Below are 20,693 nucleotides of genomic sequence, written 5' to 3'. Positions count from 1 at the left end.
AGACCAGGCCGGGGCGACGTCGTGACGTCCTCAGGATGGACTGGATTTCAGCCTACGGGGGCTACTGGGCCCGGGGACTGGTGGTGCCTGAGCTGTCACCGTTGTCGGGCTTGTCGAGATTGCCGCCCAGATCCGTTTCCAGGAAGGTGCTCACCACGCCGGAGAGCGAGCTGATCTGATTCACGGCCCGCTGCAGCACCGGCAGGTTCACGGCCAGATCCCGGCTGGGATACGCCCGTAGGAAGCCCACCGGCGAGAGGGTGCCGTTGCCGGCATTCAGCGCCAGGATCGTGGCGCTGCGCAGGGCGGGAACGCCGGCCGCCGGGGCCCGCAGCGGGTAGAGGATGCGGGACACCCGCTCCAGGGCCACGCCGCCGATGCGGGTGTTCAGCACCCGGCTGGTGGCCACCAGGGGCAGGGTGATCTGCTTGTTGAGCAGCCGGGCGACGGCCTCCGGCTTCTGGCGCCCCAGGCGGATTGCATCGGCCAGCAGCCCGCGGGCCTGGCCGGTGCTGGCCAGGTGTTCCAGGTCGGCCACGGGGATCGAGCGGCGGAAGGCCCCGCTCACGAACACCACCTGCTCGGCCGCCTGGCCCGGGGCACCCAGCAGCCCCGCCGCCAGCCCGGCCAGGCCCAGGGCAACAGGGGCAAGCCGGGCGCGGCGGGGGCCGGGCTGGCGGCGGTCGCAGCGGGGGTGGGGCATGGAGCGCTCCTCGGGCATGGGGCCAACCTAGGCAGCGCGGCGCGGTTGGCCTACTCCTCCGGCGCCGGTTCGAGCTGGAGGGTGCTGTGGGCGATGCCGAGCCTGGCCAGCTCCTCCTTGGCCTCGTGCAGCAGGGCCATGTCGCTCAGGCCGCCGGGGCTGCGCTGCAGATGGGCGGTGAGTGCGCTCTGGGAGGTGCTCATGCCCCACACGTGCAGGTGGTGCACATCCACCACGCCGGGGACCGCGCGCAGGGCCTGCTCCACCGCCTCCAGATCGATGCCAGGCGGCACCGCATCCAGCAACACCACCAGCGAGTCCTTCAGCAGCTCCGCGCCGCTCCAGGCCACCGCCAGACCCACGCCGATGGCGGTGGCTGAATCCAGCCAGTTCCAGCCCGTGAGCATCACCAGCAGCGCACTCACCAACACCGCCGCCGAGACGGCCGCATCGGTGAGCAGGTGCACCATCGCGGCCCGGCGGTTGAGATCGTGCAGGTGGCCGCCGCCACTGAACAGGCGGGCCGAGAGCAGATTCACCACCACGCCGAGGGCGGCGGCCACGGCCACCGGCAGGCCCATGATCTCCACCGGGCTGCCCAGCCGCTGAATGCCCTCCACGATCACCACCGCGGCGGCCATCAGGATCAGCACCGCGTTGATCAAGGAGGCCAGCTGGGTGCTGCGGCCGAAGCCGTAGGTGAAGCGCGGGGTGGCGGGTCTGGCGCTGAGCCGTTCAGCCCCCCAGCCGAACAGCAGGCCGGCCACATCGCCCAGGTTGTGGATGGCGTCGCCCACCAGGGCCAGGGAGCCGAAGCCGAAGCCGATCACCAGCTGCAGCCCGGAGAGGGCACTGTTGAGGATCACGCTCCAGCGGAAGGCGGCGGGCGAGCCGATGCGGTGCTGGTGCTGGTGGGGATGCGGCAGGCGCTGGATCTGCACCGCCGGATGGACATCGGCGTGGGCGTGCTCGTGCATGCGTTCCCTCCTTTCCTTTGTCCTGGGTTTCGGCCTGCATTGGGGCCTGCGTTGCGGGCTGCGGTCCGGCCTGCGATCCGTCATGGGATCCGGGCCGACCCTGCCATGCTGATGGCGGGTGCGCTGTTTGACCTCCGGCTGGCTGGATCCGCAGCACAAGACGTCAGCACAAGACCTCAGCAGAAGACTCCGGCCCAACACGCCCCTGCAGGGCCCCAGCAGAAAGCCCCGACCGGAGCCGGGGCCTTGCAGGAGAGCTGTGGCGCGGGGCGGCGTACCCCGGCCTGGGATCACTCCTCTTCGTCGGTGCTGCCGGCGGGGATCAGGCGGATCTGCTTGCGGCCGAGCTTGATCTCAAACTCATCGCCGGGCTGGAGATCGAGCATGGCGGTGTAGGCCTTGCCCACCAGCAGGTTGCCATTGCCCTGCACCGTGGCCACGTAGCTGAGCTTGCGGCCGCCCTTGCCGACGCCCTTGCCACCGGTTTCACCCAGGCTGATGCCCTTGGCCTCGAGCAGGGCCTCGTAGAAGGCCGTGAAGTTCAGACGCTCGCTGCCATCCTTCTTGGTGCTGACATAGCCGCAGCTGCGCACCAGATCGGACTTGGACGCATCGCCCAACTCCTTGACCTTGGTCAGCAGATCGGTACCCGTGAGCATGGTGTGTCCCCCTGTGCATCACAAACCTATCACTGCGATGCACAACCCGCCGCCACGCATTGCAGAGTGCCAGTGGCGCTCATTGCACCGCGTGGTTCTGCTGGATCGCTGGGGCTGGCTACAGCGCAAGAGCGCGTCGCGGGCCTGCGCCGCTCCTGCGATCGCAGCCGGGCTGATTACCCTGGCGCCACCGCGATGGTGTGTCCCGATCCATCCCCCCGTTTCCTGGGGTCTGGGGGGCATCGGCGGCCGGCGCGCACAATCTGTGGTGTGCGGTTGGCGGTTCCGTCTGCGCTCGAAGACATCAGCCTGAGGGCTGCGTGCGCATGCCCTAGGCGTATGGCCAAGACCCCCGCAGGAGGTTGGCCTCCAGGCCTTGGCTGGTGGGGCGCCGGCGGGTCTGGGATCATGGATGTTGGTCGCCCGTTGCCTGCATCCCTGTGCTGGGTTTCTGCTTCAAACCCGCTGCGACGCGCCAGGCGAAGACTGCCCTTGTCCTGCTGATCTGTGGGCTGCTGGGCAGTTGCGGCTGGGGTGCGGCCCAGCGGGTCAGTGACCAGGGCAAGGCGCGCTGCGAGAGCCGGGCCGAGCGCGAGGGCGGTGTGATCAAGCGCTGGTACACCTACAACCGCTGTCTGGACACGATTGAGCAGCGCCTCGCCCAGGAGCGTGCCGTCGCCGCCCGGCGTCAGGCCGCGGCCCAGGCCCAGCGCCTGGCGTTCTGCCGGCGGACGCGGCCCCAGGCCTCCCAGCTGGTGGCCGAATTCCGGCGGGAACAGGCCGATCGCGACCGGCTCCGCGCCGAGGTCTACCGGCCCACGGCCAAGCCCCAGCCCCCGGATCCCGCCGCCCTGAGCAAGCTGCCCATCTACGACCAGGAGCTCGATCAGGAGCGCTACGCTCAAGCCGTGCAGGCCTGGCAGACCAAGGAAGCGGCCCGTTCCGGGGCCTGGGCTGCCGAGCACGGCCGGTTGCTGGCGGGCTCCGAGGCACGCCTAGCGGCGATCGCCCGGGAGCTGCGGGCCCTCAATCCCGCCCTGCTCACCGCCGACGCGTCGCCTCGCCTCGAGGAGCAGGCCGTGGTCCGCTTTGCCGATTGCAGCCCGGAGGCCTTTCGGTGAGGCGGGCGCTGCTCCTGCCCGTCCTTGCCCTGCTGTCGTTGGGCCTGCCCCCCGCCTGGGGCCAGTCGGCACCCGCCCTGGCGCCACCCCCGCCGCTGCCGCCACCGGCCAGTCCCTGCGTGTCCCGCTACGGCGAAACCGGCTGTGGGGCCCGCCTCTATGCCCAGCTCCTCTGTGGGAGCGTCGGCCGCCCGTTGACGGTTCCAACCCTGCAGCAGCAGCTCCAGGCCCAGTTCGAGCAGGCCGGCCTGCGCTTTGTGGGCGTGACCGCCGAGCAGGTGGAGGGTGCCGCGGTGCGCTACTACGCCCCCCAGCTCTGTCCCGCCCAGGCCGGGAGCCTGCGGGAGCTGTTCTACCCCTCCGGCAGCGCTGCCCAGAACACCCCCTGAGCGGGGGGGCTCGCCCGTGCCGATGTGGGGCAGGCCGGTGTCGCCGCTAGCGGTTGCGCTGCAGGCGATCCAGGAAGGTGCCCGGCGGAATCTTGCCGCCCGTGCGCAATTTCAGGCCCACGTAGGTGCCCGCATCCTCAAAGGAGCTCCAGGCCACCTTGGTCTTGAGCGCCAGGTCCTCCCGGCCGCCCTTTTCCTTGAGGGTGAGGGTGCAGAGGTCGTTGGCGTTGAGGTGGGTCACGTCGCCCTGCACCAGCACGCAGGCACCGCCCTGACTGATGTCCCAGAGGGTGGCCAGCAGCCTGGTCCCATCCAGCAGGGTGAGGTCGCCACTGGGGGCGTTGGTGTAGATCACTCGGCGGTCGTGGTTGCGCCGCGCCGCCTGCTCGCGCCGCGGGGCCTGATCGGGTCGGTCATCGCCCCGGCGCTCGGAGGTGCTGCGCCGATCTCCGGCCAGGCTTTTGAGGAACGAACGAAGGGGCAGTGCTTACTTCCGCCAGCTGGGGGTGGAACTCTACGTGAACTGTCCGGCCAGGCCTCGACCCCTCAGGTCTGAGGGGGTTTGGGCACTGTGCTGGCGTTGCCGTTGCGGATGGCGTGATAGGCGGGGGAGAGGATTTCCACGTCGTCGTCGGCGAAGGCGTCCTGCACCGCGGCCAGGAGCTGGGAGAGGGTCTCGCGGTAGCGCTCCACGTCCCGAACGAACACGGTCAGCTCATAGCTGATGTGGAAGTCGTTCAGGGAGGTCTGCAGCACGAAGGGGGCGAGTTCGTCGCTGATTGCCTCCACACTCCCGGCGGCGCTGAGCAGCAGTCCGTGCACCTGGCGCCAGGGCACGTCGTAGCCGATGGTTACCGTGGTGGCCAGGGCCACGGGCCGTGCGATCTCGCGCCGCGAGAAACTGAAATTGGTCACGGAGGTGGCGATCACCGTGGCATTGGGCACGCTCACCAGTTCGTTGCGGGGGGTGCGCAGGCGCGTCACCAGCAGGGCCCGTTCCTGCACCACGCCCACCACACCCCCGATCTCGACCCGGTCGCCCTCCTGGAACGCCCGGGTGTAGATCAACATCAGGCCGCTGATCACGTTGGTGGCGATGGCGCTGGAGCCGAGGGCGGCCAGCACGCCGAGGAACAGGCCCGCCCCCTGGAACACCTTGCTGGTGGAGCCCGGCACGTAGGGGAAGGCGATCACGCCGCCCGCCAGCACGATCAGGGCGGTGGCGATCCGCGCGGTGGGCTCGGCCCATTCGGGGTAGAACCAGCTGAAGCGCAGCCGACCCCGGCCCAGGGCCCGGAACAGCCCCTGGCTGAGCCGGACTGCGCCGACCGTGATCGCCAGGATCAGCAGGATCGTGAGCAGGTTGGGAATCGCCGAAACCACCTGGGCAAGGCCGGCCTGCACCACCGCCAGCAGCTGGCTGCGCAGGCCGGCCGCCATCACCTTGGTGGGTGGGAAGAAGCCCAGCAGCATCGGCACCAGCAGGTAGCTGACCACGGCCAGCAGGGCCCAGTGGGCCACCGTCAGCAGGCCCTGCAACAGGCCGCCGACCTGCGCCTCCTCGAGCAGCTGGTTGCCCGCCCGCCCCAGTCCGCTGATCCGCAGCGACCTGCGGGTCTGGATGGCCCTGGCCAGCCGCTGCTTCAGCCGCGATTGCCAGCGGATCCAGATCAGGTAGATCGTCAGCACCAGCACCGCCAGGGCCGACCCCGTGAGCCAGGAGTGCAGGCTGTGCTCCTCGCGGTAGGCGCGGATCGCGGCGCGGACCTGGTCGCGGTAGCGCCGGGCCAGGGTGGCGCGCGACACGCCGAAGCACTGGCCAGCCCGGTCATCCAGGCTCAGCAGGCGCCGGAAGCCACCGCCGTCTGGTGTCTCGATGCCGATGTAGCTGTAGACGTCACCATCCCGCACCACGATCGAGTCGGGCGCCACCAGGGGGTTGCGGGCCAGGCCGCTGAGCCCGGTGCTGCCTTCGGCGGCGGCGGCGGCGGGATCCCGGCCCCCCACGGCCCAGCGCAGTTCCACCACCTTCGCCCCCTCCAGGGTGATCCAGGCGCCCTGTTCGGCACAGCCGGGGGGAGTCCAGGCCTTGCTGGGGGCGCCGAGGGCGCCCGGGGGGGCGATGGCCAGCAGGGCCGTCAGCCCCAGCAGCAGCACGGCGGTCAGGGCCCGCCAGGCGAGCGGTCGCCGGGCCCGCCGGCCGGTGAGCCCAGGCGCCAGGGGCACCCTGCCGGCGGCCGCTGTGGCCTCTGGTGGCTCAGCCTTGGCCAGTGCCGCTCGGCTGTCAGGACGGGGTCGCCATGGTGTCATGGGGCGCGATGTGCGGCGTCAGAGAGACGTGAATGGGGCATCAATGTGTGATCGGGGGCATCGGCCCTCACCCTGGTCGCGCAGGACGCCTGAGCGGGAGGGTTGTGGAATTCGGCACATCTTGATCCACTCGGATCATGGGTTGCTCGCCCATGGTGTCCCCCAGGCATCTTGATGCCCACCCATGTAACGATGTCGTTGGCCAGGTTGCGATCCATCGCGCCCCATGGCCATGGTGTCAGCAGCACGGTGTCCCGCATCGGATGCCTTTCCTGCTCCTCCCGATTGTCTCCCGATTCATGTCTTCTCCCCGGCCCGTTCCCCGCTGCGCCCTCGCGCTGACGGCCCTTGGTGCAGCGCTGCTCTGCAGTCCGACGGCGGCCCGCAGTGAGGTGCTCTACAAGCTCGATACGCGCTGTGCACTCCGGGGTGCCCCGGCCCAGGCCTGCACCATCGAGGTCGAGAACGACGGCACGGCCACGCTCTATCGGCATCGCATCGGATCGACGCTCGAGACCGTGCGCATCCTGGAGGCTCCGGTGCGGATGCAGCGCTGGAACGCGGAGCTCAAGCAGTGGCAGCCGCTGGAGCGTGCCGAGGCCCGCTTCTCGACCAACACGGTCTGCTTCAACGGCCGCAATCTCTGCGCCGTCAATCCCAACTACCTCAACAGCGTGCGGGAGGACAACCCCAACGCCTTTGCTGGTCGTGACCTGGTCAAGGTGCTGTTTGATTCCACCGGCCGTGTGACCGCCAGCTGCTACGACTCCGGCTGCGATCTGGTGAAGAAATGAAGACGACTTCAGGACTGGCACTGTTACTCGTCGGTGCCGTGGCGGCCCCCATGCTGCCGGCCCAGGCCCTGGCCCCCGGGGCTTCGCTGCAGGCCCGATCCCTGCACAACGGCGCCCAGGCTGACGCGGCTGAGCTGATCGCCCGTGGCGGCGGCGGCGGTGGTCGAGGCGGCGGCGGAGGGCGCGGCGGTGGAGGCTCCCGCGGGGGCGGCGGTTCCCGCGGCGGTGGCAGCCGGGTCAGCAGTGGCTTCAGTGGCGCCGGCGGCGGCCTGAACCGGGGCAGCAGCCGGCCGTCCGGTGGCTGGAGCAGCAACGTGGGTGGTGGCAGCGCCTCCCGGCCCTCGCTGGATCGCCCCAGCGGCGGGCGGGATTTTTCCCGTCCCTCAGGCGGCACCCGTGATCTGGCCCGTCCCAGTGGCAGCCTCGGCTCCACGACCCGCACCCCGGTCAGCAACCGACCGGGAGCCGGCACCCGCGATCTCGGCACCAACCGCGATCTCGGTGCGAATCGCGATCTCGGTGCCAACCGTGACCTGGGCGCCAACCGGGACATCAACCGCGATCTGAACCGGAACGTCAACCGCGACGTGAACCGCGATTTCAACCGCGACATCAACCGGAACGTCAACCGCGATGTGAATCGCAACTGGAACCGCGAGGTCAACCTCAACAACGTCAACGTGCGGCCCGGTTGGGCCCGGCCGGGCTGGGGCGTGGCCAGGCCCTGGAACTACGGCTGGTATGGCGGTTGGTCCACCCCAACCTGGGGCTGGTGGGGTGCCCGGGCCGCCGCCTGGGGGGTGGGCACCCTGGCCACGGCGGCGATCATCAACAACGCCGTCGACGACGCCATCAGCGACAACCAGACCTACATCGTGGTGCCCAGCACCGACTATCAGCTGCTCTACGGCAGTGTGCAGCCCTCCAGCAGCTCCGCGGTGACCTTCGCGGTGACGGCGGATGGCAACACCTACCAACTCAGCGCCGACTGCAACAGCGGTCTGCTCGATGGTCGCGAGCCCCAGAGCGCTGAGGAGGCTCAGCTGCTCAATGCGGCCTGCCAGGTGGCCTTCGGCGCCGCCTGAGCTATCGGGCCCATCCCGGCAGGGATGGGCCCCTCTGGTCCCAAGGGTTGCTCTCGCTGCGGTCCCTGCTCAGCTGGAGAGCAGGGACCGATCGCTGCGGATACCGTTGAGGGTCGCCCCCTCGAATCGGGCCCCGCGCAGCTGGGCGCCGCTGAGGTCAGCGTCGCTCAGATCGGCACCCGTGAAGTCGGCATCGCTGAGGTCGGCACCCCGCAGATCCGCACCGCTGAGGTCGGCGCCATGGAAGACGGCGCCGCTCAGATCGCTCTGGCGCAGATCGGCCTGGCGCAGCACGGCGCCGCTGAAATCGGCGCCGTGCCCGCGGCTGAAGGGGCTCCGCAGGCCCTCGAGATTGGCGCCATGGAGATCGAAGTTGTCCTGCCACAGTCCCGCGGCGCTGAGATCCTCGAGGGCCCGGATCCGGGCCAGGCTCATGCTGGTGCCGGCGTCCCGCTGGGTGAGCAGCAGGTTGAGCATCTCATGGTGCTCCTTTTCCTTGCGTTGGCCGGCTTCCATGATGTAAATCAGCGCCGCCGCCACGATGCTGAAGGATTCCACATTGCCAACGCTCACGATGTCCCAGAAGTTGCTCGTGATGCACGCACTCTTGGCATCCGATCCGCGGCAATTCTCGAAGCGATGCACCACCGCCAGCAGGGAAAAGGAGGCGGCCGCAGCGATCAGCAGCCGAAAGCCGAAGGAGCGATCCAGCAGGCGATAGAAGGGCGAGGCCCGGCGCTGCTGCTGTCGCGCATACCAGGTGGATCGACGGGGTGGGGTCATCGCAGCTGGAGAGGATGCCAGGGGGGACATGCGGTCCATGCTCACCCGCTTGATCATGGCGGCGCCGCTTGATGGCAACGGCTGGATTGAAGACGCCCGGAGGTGTCGTCAGCAAGTGCTGCCAGACTGCACCGGATCCCTCGGGATTGGGGCCCAGGCCACGGCGCTGGCTGGTCCCATCCCACCTCTGATCCCTCCATCGGCCCGTCGTTGCCATCGCCATGTCCGGTTCCCACCGCCGCGTCCTTCTGGTTCTGAGCCTTGCCGCGGCGTGCTGTGGCCAGGTCTCTGGGGCCAGGGCAGCGGAGGCCTCCCCGGGCGCCAGCGCCAGCAGCCGCGTAGGGGGTGAGTCGCCTTCCGGCGGCGTCGACACGGTGGTCCCTGCCGCGGGTGCGGTCGCGCCTGTGGATGCCGCGGGTTCGGCGACTCCCGCCGCCACCACGGATACCCCCGCCGCCACGGACACCCCCGCCACCACGGGAGCTCCCGTCAGCCAGGCAGCCCCAGACGACACGGGCTGGGCCGGCACCGTCGAGCTCTATGGCTTCCTCCCCTGGGTCAACGGCACCACCACCGTGCGGGGGTTCCAGGCCGACACCACCCTCAACCCCAGCCAGATCCTCAGCAAGCTGGAGTCGGTGGCGGCGGCACGGGCGGCCGTGGAGTACGGCCGCATCGGCCTGCTCACCGACATCTCCTACACCCAGCTGGGAGCCCAGAAGTCCGCCACCACCGAGCGTGGCCTGTTCACCGGGTCCGCCGATGTCACGGCGATCAACGGCATCTACGACCTCGCCCTGCGCTACCGCTTCGGGCCGCGGGAAGCGGCCACCGGCAGGCCCGGTTCCGTCACGCTGATTCCCTATGCCGGCATCCGCCTCATGGAGGCCAAGCTCGGGGTCGATGCGGAGATCCGCGGCAATGGCCCCTTGGGGATCCGGCTCCAGCGGCAGGGTGAGGTCAACCGAACCTGGGCCCAACCCCTGCTGGGCACTCAGGCCTCCGTCTTCCTCGCGCCGCGGCTGCGGGCCTTCGCCCGCGCGGACGTGAGTGGGTTCGGCCTGGCCGGCGCCGAGGACCTCACCGGCAATGCCCAGCTCGGCCTCGGCTACGCGGTGGGCAACAGCACCGTGATCGACGTGTCCTGGCGCTATCTCGGCATGGCCTACGCCAATGGGGCCAGCCGCAGCACGGGCTTCACCAGCCACCAGAACGGCATCGAGCTGGGGCTGAAGTTCTTTTTCTGATCCCCTTCCTGACCCGCTTCCTGATCCGAGCTCCTGCCCGCGGCTCAGCCCTTTTCGGTGCCCTGACGGCTCTGGCGCAGCAGGTCCGAGGGACGAACGCCGAAGGCCCGGTGGCAATCGCGGCTGAACTGCGAGAGGTGCCGGTAGCCCAGGGCCTGCGCAATGGTCGACACGCTGTCGCCCGGTCGGGGATCCAGGAGCCGTTCGCGGGCTGCCGTGAGCCGTTGCTCGCGGATCCACTCACTGGGGCCGCAGCCGAAGCGCTGCTGGAACGCGTTGCGCAGGGTGCGCTCTGAATAGGCGCTGCGCTGCTCCAGATCCGAGAGGGCGATGGGCCGGTCGAGGTTGGCCCGGATCCAGTCCACGAGTTCGTCGATGATCACGGCCTTGGCGCTGCCGCGGGGGGCGTGGTGCGCCGGCCCCGATCGGATCACATCGCCGCAGAGGGCCAGGGCGATGCTGCGGTAGATCAGGTCGTCGATGGCGAGCAGGGGCAGGGTGCCCTCCAGCTGCAGGCCGGGGGCATCCAGCAGCGGGAAGGTGTGCTGCAGGGTCTGGAGCACCTCCCGCTCCACGCCGGTGTGGGGCTGCAGGCGGTGCGGATTCGTGAGGCGCTGCCGCAGCTTGCCGGGACTGACGCGGAACCCGGTCATGCCGGCGGCGGTGCGGGCCAGCCGATCGGCATCCAGGGAGAACAGCACCCCGCGCACGTGCTCCGTCTCCTCCTCGAAGGCGCAGCCGGGCAGGTAGAGCAGATCCTGGGGCTGGTCGAGATGGATGGCGCGACCATCGGCCCGGAGTCGCACGCTTCCGCTCTGGATCAACATCACCGTGGCAATGGAGCTCTCCTGGGTGGAGAGGCGGATCGGCGTGTGGAATCCTGTGCTCACCGTGAGATCGCCGATCTGCACGGTGCTGGCGCGATAGAGAAAGGGCTCGTCGCGGCCGGCCTGGTCAAACTCCCGCAGGGCCATGCTGGCCGCATAGCGATGGGCCAGCGCATCCACGTCGGTGTCGGTGATGGCGATGGCGCTGCCGAACAGCAGGGGCTGGCGCTTGAAGATCTCGATGGGATTCATGGATGCGGATCCGATCGGGGCCGCACGATGCAGCGGAACCCCATGTGACAAGTGGCGGTGTCGATGCCCTGGGCCATGCGCGCGGCCGGGCGGTAGCGGCGGCAATAGCTGGGGGCGCACAGGAAGGAGCCCCCCTTCACCACCTTGCGGGGCATCGCCCCGTGCTGAGAGTGGCGGTCGATGCTGGCGGTGCGGGCGGCGTCGGCTCCGCAGCAGCCGCCATCGCGCACCGTCACCCCGTGCTCCTGATACCAGGTGTCCGTCCATTCCCAGACGTTGCCGATGATGTCGAGCAGGCCGTAGCCGTTGGCGGGGAAGGCCCCCACCGGCGAGGTGCGCGCGTAGCCGTCGAGCAGGCTGTTGTGGTGGGGGAAGTCCCCCTGGAACGTGTTGGCCACCGGCACGCCACCGGGGTAGAGGTCATCCCCCCAGGCGAATTCGGCCTGCTCCAGGCCACCGCGGGCGGCCCGTTCCCACTCCACCTCGCTGGGCAACGCCTTGCCGCTCCAGCGGGCATAGGCCAGGGCATCCTCATGGGCGATGTGCACCACGGGATGCTGCTCGCGCCCCTTGATCGAGCTGCCGGGACCTTCCGGATGGCGCCAGTTGGCGCCGGGAATGTACTGCCACCAGCGGTAGGGATCCGTGCTGCCGACGGGGCCGGCGGGGGGCACGAACACGATCGAGGAAGGAGCCAGCAGCTCGGGCTTGGCGTCGGGGTAGAGGGCCGGATCGGCGGGGCGCTCGGCCAGGGTGCGGTAGCCGCTGGCCTTCACGAACTTCTGGAACTGGGCGTTGGTCACCAGGGTGCGGTCCATCCAGAACCCCTCCACCTGCACCGGATGGGCCGGGGCCTCCTCCGGGTAGTGGTGGTCCGACCCCATCCGGTAGGTGCCCCCCGGAATCCACAGCATGTCCCGGGCCGGCGGGCGCCCCGGCCGGGAGGCCGGGGCTGGCTGGGATGGTTGGGAGCGGGGCTGGGATCGGGCCATGGGGCGGTGGGCCGGTGTCAGGCGGCGCCGCTGGCCGCCTGTTCGAGTTTCTCCATCACCCGCTCCAGGGAGAAGCTGGCCGCCTTCTGGCGCGGCGGATACTCCACGAAGGTCTTCAGGAACTCACCCACGTAGGTCTGGGCCGGCACGAGCATGAACACGTGGTCGAACATCCAGTCCCAGTAGGTGTTGGAGGTGATGTCGGCCCGCTCGTAGGGGTCGGTGACCAGGTTGAAGATCTTCGGCACCCGCAGCTCCACGAACGGCTCGGCCCAGATCTGACAGGTGCCCTGCTCCCGCTGTTCCTTGAACACGAACTTCCAGTTGTCGTAGCGCAGGCCCACCAGGTCGCCGTCGTCGGAGAAGTAGAAGAACTCCTTGCGGGGGCTCTTGTCGGTCTGGCCCGTCCAGTAGTCGAGCATGTTGTAGCCATCCAGGTGGATGCGGAACGTCTTGTCCCCCACTGGGTAGCCCGTGAGCAGCTTCTCCTTGATCTCCGGCTCACCGGCGGCCGCCAGCAGGGTGGGCAGCCAGTCGAGGTGGCTGCAGAGGCCGGTGATGTTGGTGCCGGCGGGAATGTGGCCTGGCCAGCGCACCAGGGCGGGCACCCGGAAGGCTCCCTCCCAGTTGGTGTTCTTCTCGCTGCGGAAGGGGGTCATGCCGGCATCGGGCCAGCTGTTCATGTGCGGCCCGTTGTCGGTGCCATACATCACGATCGTGTTGTCGGCGATGCCCAGCTCGTCGAGCAGGTTGAGCATCTCGCCGATGCACTCGTCGTGATAGATCATCACGTCGTGGTATTCCGACTGCCAGCGGCCGCTGCGGCCCACGTCCTGCGGGCGTGCATAGGTGCGGAAGTGCATGTGGGTGGTGTTGAACCACACGAAGAAGGGCTCACCCGACGCCACCGCATCGCGGATGAAGCGCTTGGCCTCCACCATGAACTCATCGTCGGCGGTTTCCATCCGCTTGCGGGTGAGGGGACCCGTGCTCTCGATGCGCTGGGTGCCATCGCCGTTGGCCCAGCAGTGCAGCACGCCGCGGGGGGCAAAGCGCTTGCGGAAGTTGGGGAACTCTGGATCGTCCTCCTTGGGGTAATCGCGCAGCTCCGGCTCTTCCTCGGCGTTGAGGTGATAGAGGTTGCCGAAGAACTCGTCGAAGCCGTGCATCGTCGGCAGATGCTCGTCGCGGTCGCCGAAGTGGTTCTTGCCGAACTGTCCGGTGCGGTAGCCCTGGGGCTTGAGCAGTTCGGCAATGGTGGGGTCTTCTGCCTTGAAGCCCTGTTCTGCGCCGGGCAGGCCCACCTTGGAGAGGCCGGTGCGGTACACGCTCTGGCCGGTGATGAAGGCGGCGCGGCCGGCGGTGCAGCTCTGCTCGGCGTAGTAGTGGATGAACTTGGCCCCTTCCTTGGCCACGCGGTCGATGTTCGGGGTCTCGTACCCCATCAGTCCGTGGCTGTAGCAGCTCAGGTTGCTCTGGCCGATGTCATCGCCCCAGAGGATGAGGATGTTGGGCTTGGTGGTGGGCATGGGTGCAGGTGCCGCGGGAGAGTCGCTGGCCCAGGCGGGCAGACGGAACACCGACTCCCCGGGGTAGGCCTTCCGTCAGGATGGCTCGGACCTTCGTGGAATAGGTGTTTGAAGGCACTGTGCTGCCGCCATGGGGGTCCGTACATTCGAAAAGTGCATTTCCACTCGCCGTCGTGGCCGTGTTGACGGTGGGCTGCGTGGAGCAGTTGGCCGAGTGCCTCACGGCCAACGGTCTATCGCTCCAGCTCACCCAGCTCGCGCCCGGCCCCCTCGACAGCGCCCTGCAGCTGGTGCGCGTCGGTCCGCTGCTGCTGCTGCGGGCCCGCCTCGAGCGCCAGCTGCACGTGGTGGGGCCCAAGCTCCAGGGCCATCAGATCCTGGCCATGGATCTGGCGGCGCGGCCAGAAACCGGGCTCTGCCGCTCCCACGGCACGGTGCTGCCGTCCACGGCGGTCTTCGGCCTCACCAGCCATGGCGACGTGCATCTCACCACCGCCGACCGCACCGATCTGGTGCTGGTGGTGCTGGAGCAGGGCCGCTTCCTGCAGCTGGCCGGCGCCCTCGGCTGGGTCGAGCTGGAACAGCAGGGGTTTGCCGCCAACTGGCTGCAGGTGGAGGCCGTGCGGTTCGCGCGGGTGCGCAGCTACCTCTGCCAGCTGTTTGCCCTGGCGGAGGCCTGCCCAGGCCGGCTGACTGAGCCGGGGATGGAGCGTCTGATCGAGCAGGATCTGCTGCCCCTGCTGGTGGAGGCCCTGGCCCAGGGCAGTGCTGCCCGGTTGGACCGGGCCCCCGCCCGCATCGAGCTGGTCAAGGTGGCCCAGGAGTGGATGCACCGCCATCCCGACCTGCCGATCACCCTGGAGGAGCTCTGCCGCCAGGTGTACGCCAGCCGCCGCAGCCTGATCCAGGGGTTCAGCGAGCACCTGGGGATGGGGCCGATGGCCTATCTCAAGCTGCAGCGCCTGCATGCGGTGCGGCGTCTGCTGCTCGCCGCCGACCCCGAGCAGACCACGGTGGCGGCGGTGGCGGCCCGCTTCGGCTTCCTCAGCGCCGGGCACTTCTCCCGCGATTACCGGCGCCTGTTCGGCGAGCTGCCGCGGCAGACCCTGGCGGCCCGGCTGCGGGTGGCCTAGGGCTGGGGCTCGGGCCGGGCGGTGTCCAGCGGGGCGGGGAACACCCGGTGCCAGTCGCGCCGCAGGCTCACCAGGCTCCAGCCGTGCACCGCCGCCAGCTCCAGGCCCCGATCCAGCCGTCCGAAGGGGGAGTGGCGGTCGTAGGCGACCTCCCGTTCGCCGTCGTCGTGGTGAAGCAGCAGCCCCAGCCGCGGGCCCGGGGCCGCGGTGGTCCAGCGCAGCATCGCCAGGTCACCGTCGGAATTGCCGAAGGCCGCGATCGGCCGCCGACCGATGGCCCGCTCGATCCCCACCGGCTTGCCGTCGCCGTCGTCGATGAAGTCGACGGTCGGCTCGCGCCACAGGGCCGGCTCCCCGTTCTCCTCGCCGTAGCGCAGCCGGATCGTCGAGCCGATCACCCGCTCCGGCGGAATGCCGTAGAGCTCCTCGGCGAACACCCGCACGAATTCGGCGCCACCGCCGGTGACGATCCAGAGGCGGAAGTCGTGGGCCCGCAGCAGGGCGAGCAGCTCCAGCATCGGCTGGTAGACGAGCCGGGTGTAGGGAACCCCGAAGTCCGGGTGGCGGGCGTCCTGCAGCCAGCGGCGCACCAGCGCGCTGAAGGCGGCGTTGGTCATGCCCGCATGGGTGTGGCCCACCAGCTCCAGCAGGCCGCGCATGCCCTGGCCCATCAGCGTCTGCAGATCGCCGGCGGCCGCGGCGGCCACTCGCGGATCCCGTTCCAGCTCCGGCCGCTGCAGCAGCAGGGTGCGGGCCCGCTCCAGGGCGAAGGCCAGCTGCCCATACATCGGCTGCTCCGACCAGAGCGTGCCGTCGTTGTCGAACACGGCGATGCGCTCCTCGGGCGCCACGAACTCGGCGCTGCCGGGATGGCTCACGGCCTCCACGAAGCCGAGCAGGCGCGCCTTGCTCGGCCCCTCCCGCCAGGAGGGCAGGGGATCGCGGTCGGCTGCCGTCATGCCGCCCCCTGGCCCTGTTGCCAGCGCAGCACGGGCAGCGAGAGCAGCACGGTGACCAGCAGGTAGGCGAGCACGGCGATCTTCACGCTCGGCTGGCTGGGGGCATAGGTGGTGGCCAGCAGCAGGGCCAGGCCGGGATTGCGCATGGAAGTCACCAGCGCCACGGTGGTGCGCTCCCGCGGCTGGGGGCCGGCCAGCAGCAGGCCGATGGCCAGCGCCACCAGCACCATCACCGCCATCAGGGCCAGGGCCAGCAGTTCACGGCCCACGAAGGGCAGCAGCAGCGGGCCGGTCTTGATCAGCACCAGCACGATCAAGAGCAGCAACAGGCCGTTGGCGAGCCGGTCGAGCGGCCCCTGGATCCGGCCCACCAGCTGGGGCTCCCAGCGCCGGAGGGCCAGGCCCGCCAGCAGGGGCAGGATCTGCACCCGGCCTACCTGCAGGGCCACCTCCGCCGGGCCCACGTCCCAGCCGCTGAGGCCGAAGGCGGAGCTGTAGAGGTCGGCCATCAGTGGCACCGACACGATCGCGGCCACGGCGGCACAGCCCTGCAGCAGCGCCGCCAGCTGGCGATCGCCGCCCTGGTTGCCGGCCTTGCGCAGGATCAGGGGGGCGCTGGGGCAGACGGCCATCAGCCCGATCGCCAGGCGTGCGGCCGGGCTCAAGGCGACGCTGACGGGCAGCTTCAGCAGCAGCAGGGCCGCCAGGGGCACCAGCAGACACGAGCCGACCAGCACCCGCAGCACCAGGCCCCAGCGCTGGCGCACCACGCGCAGCCCATCGCCCGGCAGGCCGAGGCCGAGGGCGAACATGATCGTGAACAGGGTGGCGCTCACCAGCAGGGTGGAGGCCTGGGCCATGGCGACGGGGGGGTAAAGGGACAGGGGTGAAGGTGGGAGCGCTCAGGCCGTGACGGCGCCCACCAGCAGCAGCACCAGGGCGACCATGCCGATCAGCGTGATCAGCACGGCGGTCACCGTGGCGATCGAGAACTGATCCCGGTAGACGATGTCGTTGCGCTGCAGCCGCTGCACGTAGCGCCGGTGCTGCAGGGTGGCGAGGGCCAGGGCGAGGACGCCCGTGGTCACGAAGCCCATCGCCACCACCTGCACCCCCGGCCCGGCGTTGGCGATGCCGCCGCCGCGGCCGTTGATCGCGGCGATGATCTTGTCGAGGCCGAAGCCGAAGCTGATCAGCGACAGGCTGGTGCGGATCCAGGCCATCAGGGTGCGATCGGCGGCCGCCCGGTTGCGCTCCTTGGCCAGCTCGTTGGTGACGTTCACCATGGCCGGGCCTCCGCGCTGGTGTCCTGGGCGGCAGGGGCCGGCCGGGCGTTCTCCCGCTCCAGGCGCGTCTCCGCCTCCAGTTCCCGGCCCAGGAACAGGTTGAGGAAGGTCCGGATCACCGCCACCACGCCCAGCTGGATCAGGTGCGCGCCCGAGGGGGTGGTGGTGGTGGCGACGATGTCGGCGCCGAGCTGGAACTCCAGGGCGAGCGAGAGCCAGGCGCCGAAGCGCAGCCGCACCCCCGCCAGGGGAAGGCCGGATGGCGATCGCCGCCGCCAGGGCCGGGGCAGCTGCTGGGCGCAGGCCAGCAGGCCCACGAGCACCGTGCCCACCGAGAGGGTCTCCAGCAGGAAGCGGGTGGCGCCGGCCACGGCCAGCAGCAGGGTCTCGGCGCTGTCAGCGGTCGGCATCGGGCTGCGGGCGGGGGGAGCGCAGGGGCGGTCGATCCAGCAGGTGGATCAGCCAGCCCGGCACCGTGATCGCGGTCACGAGGATCGTGAGCGCGGTGCTCAGACGGCTGGAGAAGGCCCGGGCGGGATCGAGGCCGGAATGCAGGAAGGTGAGGGTCACCAGCACCGCGAAGATGCCGGTGGTGAGGGCGCTGGCCGACCGCAGCAGCTCCCGCGGCGGATGGCCACTGCCCCGCAGGGCATCCCGGCTCAGGCGCCGGCCGGCCAGGCCGCCAGCTAGGGCAAAGCAGCCCACCGTGAGGGCCCGGCCCATGAGATGGTCCGCGGGGGCGCTGGCCTGCAGCCGGGCCGCCAGCACCACCGCCGTTCCCAGCACCGATCCGGTGGCGGCCCCCAGCAGGGCCCACCAGCGCAGGGGATCCACGGTGCGGCCGCTCAGCTGGGCCGTACCGCCCAGGGCCAGGGCGCCCAGCAGGGTGGCGGGCACCTCCGGCAGCTGGCTGGTGAGGCCGTAGCCGAGCACGGCGCCCAGCAGCCCACCGGCCAGCCGCCGGAGCTGCAGGGCCGGCCTGCCGTTGGGGGTGGGGAGGGGACGCATGGCCTTGCCTGGCGCACCGGAGTGGCCCGGCCGTCTTGCCGCAACGTATCGACAACCCAGGCCAACGTCGCGCCGGCCGTGGAGATTGAAAAGTCGAGGAATTCGGCCGGGTTTGCAGAAAGCGGCAGGGGGCCTTCGTCTGTGCTGGTCCGCGGGTCAGTCGTCGTGGAAGCGCTGGCGGATCGCCTCCACCTCGCTCCGCTGGCTGGTCAGCGCGGCTACCGCCAGGGGATCGAGCAGGCCCGCGGCCGCCTGGTGCTCCAGTTCCGCCAGGCCCGCTTCGATCGCCTGCGGCTGGCGATAGGGCCGGCGGCAGGTGATGGCATCGAACACATCGGCCACCGCCACGATGCGCGCCTCCAGGGGAATCGCCTCTCCCCGCAGGCCCTGGGGATAGCCGGAGCCGTCGAGCCGTTCGTGGTGGCCCGCCACGATGTTGCGCATCAAGGTGGAATCCGGCAGGTCCCGCAGGGCGTGCTTGCCGATCACCTGTTCGAGGATCTGCAGGCCCAGCGGCACATGGGTCTGGATCACCTGTCGCTCGTCCGGGGTGAGGTTGCCCTCCTTGAGCAGGATGGCGTCGGGAATGCCGATCTTGCCGATGTCGTGCAGGGACGCGTAGAGAAACAGCTGCTCGATGAACTCATCACTCAGCCCCAGGGGCTGGGCCAGGGTCTTGGCGATCAGGCGGGAGTAGTGGGCGACGCGATCGAGGTGGCTGCCGGTCTCGTAGTCGCGCAGTCGCACGAAGTCCTGGGCGACGGCGGCGGAGGCCCGGAGCGAGCGCACGGCCGCGTAGACGCTGGAGATCGTGATGTTGATCAGGTTGGAGAACAGCTCCAGATCCCGCTGCACGGTGGCGGTGAAGGCGTTGCGCTGCAGGGAGTCGTAGAAGATGAAGCCGATGAAGGCGCCGTTGTCCTGCATCGGCACGGTGAGTGACGAGCCGTAGCCCTGGCGCCGCAGCCAGCGGGAGTGTTCACTCGTGCCCTGCACCGTGGCGGGAATGTCCTGGATCACCCGCACACCACCCTCCCGGGCCAGGGCCTGCAGGGCGCTGCTCGTGGCCAGTTCGCATTCGTAGTCGGCGATCGCCTCACCGCTGCGGGTGCTGTTGACGAACGTCTTCAGCAGGTCCGTGGCCGGGTCGTAGAGCGCGCAGGCGATGCGGTCGATCGCGGGCGCCATGGCCAGCATGCGGCCGTGCAGTCCCCGCAGCCGCCCGCTCAGATCATCGGCCAGCCCACCGGTCGGATGGCGCGTGAGGACGGTCACACCAGCCGCAGCCAGAGGCTTTCACGCTAGCCCTGCTGGTCCAGGCCTCGCTTCGGCGGGGCCCCTGGCCACCGCCTCAGAACAGCCCCGGGAACAGCTTGAAGCCCCGGGGTTGCGTCGGCTCGGCCTCGCCGCCCGCGGCGTCATCGGCGCCGGGCATGCCGGCCATCAGCAGGCGTGAGGCCGTGGACTCGCGCCGCAGGCTCACCCGCCAGGGGGTGGCGCCCGCCGGGCCGGTCACGGTGAGTGGATCGCCGTAGGCCGTGACCTGCAGCACCGGCATCGCCATCGCCGCACTGGCCTGGGCGCTGATGCTGCAGCTGGTGGCTTCAGGCGGCAGCAGCACCTTCTGGGCGATCAGCTGGGCGGCGCTGCGGCGATCGAGGTTGGCGGGGATGGCGCTGCCGGCCCAGCCGCTGCTGCTGGAGGTCCAGATCACCAGTTCGTCCGGGCCCTTGCCGGCGCTGGTGGCCATGGCCTGGTAGCCGAGCACGGTGGCGACCGGCTGCCAGGACAGTCGCCAGGCAGCTCCGGCGGGGCTGGCGCTGAGCTGCAGCGGTGCCAGGAAGTCGTGGCTGGCCTCCACCCGGAAGCGGAGCTCGGGGGCATAGTTGCTCACCACGCTGTGGTCGCCCACCAGGGAGGCCGTGGCCGCCAGGGCGCCCTGGCTGTCGCCGTTGGGCCAGGTGCCGGTGATGGCGGCGGCGGCCGGCTCGCGCGCGACGCCCCGGCCGCCCTGCTTGCCCATGGCCCCCTGCAGCGCCGCCAGTTGCTGGGCGTCCGGCACCAGCTTGGCCAGGTCCAGCACCTCCGGTTGGCCGGAACCGGCGGTCTCGCCGCAGCCGCGGAAGATCAGCAGGCGTCCCTTGGGGCGCTCCAGCGGCTCCGGTGCCTCGGTACCCCGGCTGGGTCCGCTGCTGAGCAGGGGCAGGGCGGTGCCGAGGGCCAGCCCCGCTGGGATCCGGTGCTCCGCCTTCGGCGCCTCGGCGGGCACGCGGCTGCCCTGCAGGCGCAGCTCCAGGCTTCGGCTGCTGGTGGTGCTGCTGGCGCCACCGCCCATCACCATCCGCATCATCTCGGCGCTGCCCATGCCGCCGGCGCCCAGACCCGTCACGGTGCGGGCCTCCAGCGTGTAGGTGGCGCCAGGGGCCGCCGGGGCTGGCCGCTTGGCGGGGGCCGCTGGCGCCGGCGCCGGCAGAGCGGCCAGGGTGAGCGCCAGGGCCAGGCCGCCGCCGTGCCGCTGGGTCGGGGTCAGGGCTGAGGGAGCCATGGTGTGGGTGGCGGTCGCCGCCTGCACTGGCGAAACGCTAGGCCGATTCCAGCTGCACGCTCCGGGCCCGGGCCGGAGCCCGATGGGATCCGCC

At 70.4% G+C, this 20,693-nt stretch carries 22 protein-coding genes; 6 read left to right on the top strand and 16 right to left on the bottom strand.

Going from position 1 to position 20,693, the window contains the following annotated elements:
- Positions 1–61: 61 nt before the first annotated feature.
- The 3 genes from ACLV7J_RS11850 to ACLV7J_RS11840 all read right to left on the bottom strand — a co-directional run bounded on the left by ACLV7J_RS11850 (position 62) and on the right by ACLV7J_RS11840 (position 2,339).
- On the bottom strand, positions 62–721 hold the full coding sequence (locus ACLV7J_RS11850; RefSeq protein WP_411869300.1) for an alpha/beta hydrolase: 660 nt from the start codon (positions 719–721) through the stop codon (positions 62–64).
- A gap of 32 nt (positions 722–753) precedes the next feature.
- Entirely contained in the window at positions 754–1,680 is a 927-nt protein-coding gene (locus ACLV7J_RS11845; RefSeq protein ID WP_411869299.1) for a cation diffusion facilitator family transporter, read from the bottom strand.
- Positions 1,681–1,970: 290 nt separating this feature from the next.
- Entirely contained in the window at positions 1,971–2,339 is a 369-nt protein-coding gene (locus ACLV7J_RS11840) for an AbrB family transcriptional regulator (RefSeq protein ID WP_094589786.1), read from the bottom strand.
- Between the two features lie 440 nt (positions 2,340–2,779).
- Between ACLV7J_RS11840 and ACLV7J_RS11835 the strand changes: the two genes are divergently transcribed.
- Positions 2,780–3,460: a hypothetical protein gene (locus ACLV7J_RS11835; RefSeq protein ID WP_411869298.1), complete on the top strand. Its 681-nt coding sequence runs from the start codon at positions 2,780–2,782 to the stop codon at positions 3,458–3,460.
- Between the two features lie 38 nt (positions 3,461–3,498).
- On the top strand, positions 3,499–3,849 hold the full coding sequence (locus ACLV7J_RS11830; RefSeq protein ID WP_411869297.1) for a hypothetical protein: 351 nt from the start codon (positions 3,499–3,501) through the stop codon (positions 3,847–3,849).
- A gap of 46 nt (positions 3,850–3,895) precedes the next feature.
- Here the strand turns inward: ACLV7J_RS11830 and ACLV7J_RS11825 are convergent, their stop codons facing one another.
- Together ACLV7J_RS11825 and ACLV7J_RS11820 are read right to left on the bottom strand one after the other, a co-directional pair.
- A complete protein-coding gene (locus ACLV7J_RS11825; protein WP_411869369.1) occupies positions 3,896–4,306 on the bottom strand; it encodes a PilZ domain-containing protein in 411 nt (136 codons plus the stop codon).
- Positions 4,307–4,395: 89 nt separating this feature from the next.
- On the bottom strand, positions 4,396–6,075 hold the full coding sequence (locus tag ACLV7J_RS11820) for a mechanosensitive ion channel family protein (RefSeq protein WP_411869296.1): 1,680 nt from the start codon (positions 6,073–6,075) through the stop codon (positions 4,396–4,398).
- Positions 6,076–6,458: 383 nt separating this feature from the next.
- Here ACLV7J_RS11820 and ACLV7J_RS11815 point away from each other — a divergent pair, with 383 nt between their 5' ends.
- Both ACLV7J_RS11815 and ACLV7J_RS11810 read left to right on the top strand, forming a co-directional pair.
- The gene (locus ACLV7J_RS11815; protein WP_411869295.1) at positions 6,459–6,953 is read left to right on the top strand and encodes a hypothetical protein; all 495 of its coding nucleotides are present in this window, start codon (positions 6,459–6,461) and stop codon (positions 6,951–6,953) included.
- A gap of 38 nt (positions 6,954–6,991) precedes the next feature.
- Positions 6,992–8,038, top strand: coding sequence for a hypothetical protein (locus tag ACLV7J_RS11810; RefSeq protein ID WP_411869294.1), 1,047 nt, complete (start codon positions 6,992–6,994; stop codon positions 8,036–8,038).
- 69 nt (positions 8,039–8,107) lie between these two features.
- Here the strand turns inward: ACLV7J_RS11810 and ACLV7J_RS11805 are convergent, their stop codons facing one another.
- Positions 8,108–8,821, bottom strand: a complete 714-nt coding sequence (locus ACLV7J_RS11805; RefSeq protein WP_411869293.1) for a pentapeptide repeat-containing protein — start codon at positions 8,819–8,821, stop codon at positions 8,108–8,110.
- A 374-nt stretch (positions 8,822–9,195) separates the two neighbouring features.
- Here ACLV7J_RS11805 and ACLV7J_RS11800 point away from each other — a divergent pair, with 374 nt between their 5' ends.
- Positions 9,196–10,068 (top strand): hypothetical protein, encoded by an 873-nt coding sequence (locus ACLV7J_RS11800; RefSeq protein WP_411869292.1) that lies wholly within the window; start codon positions 9,196–9,198, stop codon positions 10,066–10,068.
- 44 nt (positions 10,069–10,112) lie between these two features.
- Here the strand turns inward: ACLV7J_RS11800 and ACLV7J_RS11795 are convergent, their stop codons facing one another.
- The 3 genes from ACLV7J_RS11795 to ACLV7J_RS11785 all read right to left on the bottom strand — a co-directional run bounded on the left by ACLV7J_RS11795 (position 10,113) and on the right by ACLV7J_RS11785 (position 13,668).
- Positions 10,113–11,147: a helix-turn-helix domain-containing protein gene (locus ACLV7J_RS11795; protein ID WP_411869291.1), complete on the bottom strand. Its 1,035-nt coding sequence runs from the start codon at positions 11,145–11,147 to the stop codon at positions 10,113–10,115.
- The gene (locus ACLV7J_RS11790; protein ID WP_411869290.1) at positions 11,144–12,061 is read right to left on the bottom strand and encodes a formylglycine-generating enzyme family protein; all 918 of its coding nucleotides are present in this window, start codon (positions 12,059–12,061) and stop codon (positions 11,144–11,146) included. Before ACLV7J_RS11790 ends, ACLV7J_RS11795 begins: the two co-directional genes overlap by 4 nt.
- A gap of 95 nt (positions 12,062–12,156) precedes the next feature.
- Positions 12,157–13,668, bottom strand: a complete 1,512-nt coding sequence (locus ACLV7J_RS11785; protein ID WP_411869289.1) for an arylsulfatase — start codon at positions 13,666–13,668, stop codon at positions 12,157–12,159.
- Positions 13,669–13,841: 173 nt separating this feature from the next.
- On the opposite strand from ACLV7J_RS11785, the gene ACLV7J_RS11780 reads away from it, so the two are divergent.
- Complete coding sequence (locus ACLV7J_RS11780; protein WP_411869288.1) at positions 13,842–14,801, top strand: helix-turn-helix domain-containing protein; 960 nt, start codon at positions 13,842–13,844, stop codon at positions 14,799–14,801.
- Here ACLV7J_RS11780 and ACLV7J_RS11775 read toward each other — a convergent pair.
- From ACLV7J_RS11775 to ACLV7J_RS11745, 7 genes are all read right to left on the bottom strand, one after another.
- Positions 14,798–15,760, bottom strand: coding sequence for an HAD family hydrolase (locus ACLV7J_RS11775; protein WP_411869287.1), 963 nt, complete (start codon positions 15,758–15,760; stop codon positions 14,798–14,800). The two genes, ACLV7J_RS11780 and ACLV7J_RS11775, sit on opposite strands and share 4 nt — an antisense overlap.
- The gene (locus ACLV7J_RS11770; protein ID WP_411869368.1) at positions 15,757–16,644 is read right to left on the bottom strand and encodes a bile acid:sodium symporter; all 888 of its coding nucleotides are present in this window, start codon (positions 16,642–16,644) and stop codon (positions 15,757–15,759) included. The genes ACLV7J_RS11775 and ACLV7J_RS11770 overlap by 4 nt, the downstream gene beginning before the upstream one ends.
- An 18-nt stretch (positions 16,645–16,662) precedes the next feature.
- Entirely contained in the window at positions 16,663–17,046 is a 384-nt protein-coding gene (locus ACLV7J_RS11765; RefSeq protein WP_411869286.1) for a YidH family protein, read from the bottom strand.
- On the bottom strand, positions 17,040–17,456 hold the full coding sequence (locus ACLV7J_RS11760; RefSeq protein ID WP_411869285.1) for a DUF1622 domain-containing protein: 417 nt from the start codon (positions 17,454–17,456) through the stop codon (positions 17,040–17,042). The genes ACLV7J_RS11765 and ACLV7J_RS11760 overlap by 7 nt, the downstream gene beginning before the upstream one ends.
- Positions 17,443–18,054, bottom strand: a complete 612-nt coding sequence (locus tag ACLV7J_RS11755; protein ID WP_411869284.1) for a hypothetical protein — start codon at positions 18,052–18,054, stop codon at positions 17,443–17,445. The genes ACLV7J_RS11760 and ACLV7J_RS11755 overlap by 14 nt, the downstream gene beginning before the upstream one ends.
- Positions 18,055–18,210: 156 nt before the next feature.
- Positions 18,211–19,329, bottom strand: a complete 1,119-nt coding sequence (locus ACLV7J_RS11750) for an HD-GYP domain-containing protein (protein WP_411869283.1) — start codon at positions 19,327–19,329, stop codon at positions 18,211–18,213.
- A 76-nt stretch (positions 19,330–19,405) separates the two neighbouring features.
- On the bottom strand, positions 19,406–20,599 hold the full coding sequence (locus ACLV7J_RS11745) for a hypothetical protein (protein WP_411869282.1): 1,194 nt from the start codon (positions 20,597–20,599) through the stop codon (positions 19,406–19,408).
- Between the last annotated feature and the right edge of the window lie 94 nt (positions 20,600–20,693).

The organism is Vulcanococcus limneticus LL, assembly GCF_943369875.1.
GTDB lineage: Bacteria > Cyanobacteriota > Cyanobacteriia > PCC-6307 > Cyanobiaceae > Vulcanococcus > Vulcanococcus limneticus_A.
Note: the sequence above shows the minus strand (reverse complement) of the source record. Positions and strands in the feature narration are given on the sequence as shown.